Source organism: Aeromonas sp. Prich7-2 (assembly GCF_017939255.1).
GTDB lineage: Bacteria > Pseudomonadota > Gammaproteobacteria > Enterobacterales > Aeromonadaceae > Aeromonas > Aeromonas caviae.
Genome location: NZ_JAGKRI010000095.1, coordinates 1 through 3,994, shown reverse-complemented (window position 1 = coordinate 3,994; position 3,994 = coordinate 1). Strand labels below are relative to the sequence as shown.

General features: G+C 62.5%; 5 protein-coding genes. 2 read left to right on the top strand and 3 right to left on the bottom strand.

Going from position 1 to position 3,994, the window contains the following annotated elements; all coding sequences use genetic code 11:
- The first annotated feature begins 170 nt into the window (after positions 1 to 170).
- Positions 171 to 413: a transposase gene (locus J9892_RS15090; RefSeq protein ID WP_000844627.1), complete on the top strand. Its 243-nt coding sequence runs from the start codon at positions 171 to 173 to the stop codon at positions 411 to 413.
- A gap of 31 nt (positions 414 to 444) precedes the next feature.
- Here the strand turns inward: J9892_RS15090 and tetR(A) are convergent, their stop codons facing one another.
- Positions 445 to 1,095: a tetracycline resistance transcriptional repressor TetR(A) gene (gene tetR(A) / locus J9892_RS15085; RefSeq protein WP_000164043.1), complete on the bottom strand. Its 651-nt coding sequence runs from the start codon at positions 1,093 to 1,095 to the stop codon at positions 445 to 447.
- Positions 1,096 to 1,200: 105 nt separating this feature from the next.
- Between tetR(A) and tet(A) the strand changes: the two genes are divergently transcribed.
- Entirely contained in the window at positions 1,201 to 2,400 is a 1,200-nt protein-coding gene (gene tet(A), locus J9892_RS15080; protein ID WP_000804064.1) for a tetracycline efflux MFS transporter Tet(A), read from the top strand.
- Between the two features lie 31 nt (positions 2,401 to 2,431).
- Here tet(A) and J9892_RS15075 read toward each other — a convergent pair whose 3' ends face one another.
- Both J9892_RS15075 and J9892_RS15070 read right to left on the bottom strand, forming a co-directional pair.
- Positions 2,432 to 3,316 carry an EamA family transporter gene (locus tag J9892_RS15075; RefSeq protein ID WP_000058717.1) on the bottom strand — a complete coding sequence of 295 codons (885 nt, stop codon included), beginning with the start codon at positions 3,314 to 3,316 and terminating at the stop codon, positions 2,432 to 2,434.
- 137 nt (positions 3,317 to 3,453) lie between these two features.
- Positions 3,454 to 3,846, bottom strand: a complete 393-nt coding sequence (locus J9892_RS15070; protein WP_001351729.1) for an isochorismatase family cysteine hydrolase — start codon at positions 3,844 to 3,846, stop codon at positions 3,454 to 3,456.
- Positions 3,847 to 3,994 lie beyond the last annotated feature (148 nt).

The window sequence follows — 3,994 nt, the reverse complement described above, 5'->3', positions numbered from 1 at the left end:
TGTCGCCGCTGGGCTGGGAGCACATCAACCTAACCGGCGATTACGTCTGGCGGCAGAGCCGCAGACTGGAAGACGGGAAGTTTCGGCCCTTACGGATGCCCGGAAAACCTTAGCGTACGATTTTTTCCGAATTCTGCGGGCTCCCCTATCTCATCTGCGCAAGGCAGAACGTGAAGACGGCCGCCCTGGACCTCGCCCGCGAGCGCCAGGCGCACGAGGCCGGCGCGCGGACCCGCGCCACGGCCCACGAGCGGACGCCGCAGCAGGAGCGCCAGAAGGCCGCCAGAGAGGCCGAGCGCGGCCGTGAGGCTTGGACGCTAGGGCAGGGCATGAAAAAGCCCGTAGCGGGCTGCTACGGGCGTCTGACGCGGTGGAAAGGGGGAGGGGATGTTGTCTACATGGCTCTGCTGTAGTGAGTGGGTTGCGCTCCGGCAGCGGTCCTGATCAATCGTCACCCTTTCTCGGTCCTTCAACGTTCCTGACAACGAGCCTCCTTTTCGCCAATCCATCGACAATCACCGCGAGTCCCTGCTCGAACGCTGCGTCCGGACCGGCTTCGTCGAAGGCGTCTATCGCGGCCCGCAACAGCGGCGAGAGCGGAGCCTGTTCAACGGTGCCGCCGCGCTCGCCGGCATCGCTGTCGCCGGCCTGCTCCTCAAGCACGGCCCCAACAGTGAAGTAGCTGATTGTCATCAGCGCATTGACGGCGTCCCCGGCCGAAAAACCCGCCTCGCAGAGGAAGCGAAGCTGCGCGTCGGCCGTTTCCATCTGCGGTGCGCCCGGTCGCGTGCCGGCATGGATGCGCGCGCCATCGCGGTAGGCGAGCAGCGCCTGCCTGAAGCTGCGGGCATTCCCGATCAGAAATGAGCGCCAGTCGTCGTCGGCTCTCGGCACCGAATGCGTATGATTCTCCGCCAGCATGGCTTCGGCCAGTGCGTCGAGCAGCGCCCGCTTGTTCCTGAAGTGCCAGTAAAGCGCCGGCTGCTGAACCCCCAACCGTTCCGCCAGTTTGCGTGTCGTCAGACCGTCTACGCCGACCTCGTTCAACAGGTCCAGGGCGGCACGGATCACTGTATTCGGCTGCAACTTTGTCATGCTTGACACTTTATCACTGATAAACATAATATGTCCACCAACTTATCAGTGATAAAGAATCCGCGCGTTCAATCGGACCAGCGGAGGCTGGTCCGGAGGCCAGACGTGAAACCCAACAGACCCCTGATCGTAATTCTGAGCACTGTCGCGCTCGACGCTGTCGGCATCGGCCTGATTATGCCGGTGCTGCCGGGCCTCCTGCGCGATCTGGTTCACTCGAACGACGTCACCGCCCACTATGGCATTCTGCTGGCGCTGTATGCGTTGATGCAATTTGCCTGCGCACCTGTGCTGGGCGCGCTGTCGGATCGTTTCGGGCGGCGGCCGGTCTTGCTCGTCTCGCTGGCCGGCGCTGCTGTCGACTACGCCATCATGGCGACGGCGCCTTTCCTTTGGGTTCTCTATATCGGGCGGATCGTGGCCGGCATCACCGGGGCGACTGGGGCGGTAGCCGGCGCTTATATTGCCGATATCACTGATGGCGATGAGCGCGCGCGGCACTTCGGCTTCATGAGCGCCTGTTTCGGGTTCGGGATGGTCGCGGGACCTGTGCTCGGTGGGCTGATGGGCGGTTTCTCCCCCCACGCTCCGTTCTTCGCCGCGGCAGCCTTGAACGGCCTCAATTTCCTGACGGGCTGTTTCCTTTTGCCGGAGTCGCACAAAGGCGAACGCCGGCCGTTACGCCGGGAGGCTCTCAACCCGCTCGCTTCGTTCCGGTGGGCCCGGGGCATGACCGTCGTCGCCGCCCTGATGGCGGTCTTCTTCATCATGCAACTTGTCGGACAGGTGCCGGCCGCGCTTTGGGTCATTTTCGGCGAGGATCGCTTTCACTGGGACGCGACCACGATCGGCATTTCGCTTGCCGCATTTGGCATTCTGCATTCACTCGCCCAGGCAATGATCACCGGCCCTGTAGCCGCCCGGCTCGGCGAAAGGCGGGCACTCATGCTCGGAATGATTGCCGACGGCACAGGCTACATCCTGCTTGCCTTCGCGACACGGGGATGGATGGCGTTCCCGATCATGGTCCTGCTTGCTTCGGGTGGCATCGGAATGCCGGCGCTGCAAGCAATGTTGTCCAGGCAGGTGGATGAGGAACGTCAGGGGCAGCTGCAAGGCTCACTGGCGGCGCTCACCAGCCTGACCTCGATCGTCGGACCCCTCCTCTTCACGGCGATCTATGCGGCTTCTATAACAACGTGGAACGGGTGGGCATGGATTGCAGGCGCTGCCCTCTACTTGCTCTGCCTGCCGGCGCTGCGTCGCGGGCTTTGGAGCGGCGCAGGGCAACGAGCCGATCGCTGATCGTGGAAACGATAGGCCTATGCCATGCGGGTCAAGGCGACTTCCGGCAAGCTATACGCGCCCTAGGAGTGCGGTTGGAACGTTGGCCCAGCCAGATACTCCCGATCACGAGCAGGACGCCGATGATTTGAAGCGCACTCAGCGTCTGATCCAAGAACAACCATCCTAGCAACACGGCGGTCCCCGGGCTGAGAAAGCCCAGTAAGGAAACAACTGTAGGTTCGAGTCGCGAGATCCCCCGGAACCAAAGGAAGTAGGTTAAACCCGCTCCGATCAGGCCGAGCCACGCCAGGCCGAGAACATTGGTTCCTGTAGGCATCGGGATTGGCGGATCAAACACTAAAGCTACTGGAACGAGCAGAAGTCCTCCGGCCGCCAGTTGCCAGGCGGTAAAGGTGAGCAGAGGCACGGGAGGTTGCCACTTGCGGGTCAGCACGGTTCCGAACGCCATGGAAACCGCCCCCGCCAGGCCCGCTGCGACGCCGACAGGATCTAGCGCTGCGTTTGGTGTCAACACCAACAGCGCCACGCCCGCAGTTCCGCAAATAGCCCCCAGGACCGCCATCAATCGTATCGGGCTACCTAGCAGAGCGGCAGAGATGAACACGACCATCAGCGGCTGCACAGCGCCTACCGTCGCCGCGACCCCGCCCGGCAGGCGGTAGACCGAAATAAACAACAAGCTCCAGAATAGCGAAATATTAAGTGCGCCGAGGATGAAGATGCGCATCCACCAGATTCCCGTTGGAATCTGTCGGACGATCATCACGAGCAATAAACCCGCCGGCAACGCCCGCAGCATCGCGACCGTCATCGGTGAGAAGTTCGGCAGGTATTGGGTGGTGACAATGTAGGTGCTGCCCCAAATGGCAGGTGCTATCGCTGTGAACAATAAATCGGGCGTGCGTAATGACATGCGATTACAAGACCTCCGCTACGGCGATGGGTTTTTGAGAGTTGCAGGCGCCGCGATGACCGCACCCTGACTTGGACTGGCCCTGCCTCGCACCAATCCACCTGCGGCTATGGCCGCGATCATGCGAGGCCCGAAAATTACACGACCTGTACACGTCCGCCGAACCCGGAACGCAACAGAGCTTCGTGGGCATCCCGATCCGGGTCGTAGCAGCAGTCCTGGACCAAACGCACGTCGTAGTCCGCATCACTAGCCCAGGCGACGCTTGAAAGAACAACGCCGGTGGTGCTTATCCCGGCCATGACAAGCGTGCTTACGCCGCGCGTCCGAAGGTCGGCGTCGAGCGCCGTGCCATAAAAGACGCTGGCTCGCGGACATGCATAGAAAAGGTCGCCCCGTTCGATCGCAAGCCCTTCGACGGGCAGACCGGTGCGAAATCGTCCGCTCGGGAGATACGGTGAGATTTGGCGATTCGTCGCCGGCGGCGCATGTTCATACTCTTCGCCGAGCGAAAAGTTGGGGAACAGCACGGGCCGGCCGCGCAAGGCGTGCTGGCAGCCGTGCAGACCCTGCGTGAGATGAACGCCGACAACCTGCGCAAGGTGCCGGCCGATGCACCCACGGCCTTCATCAAGCCGCGCTGGAAGCCGCTGGTGATCACCCCGGAAGGCCTCGACC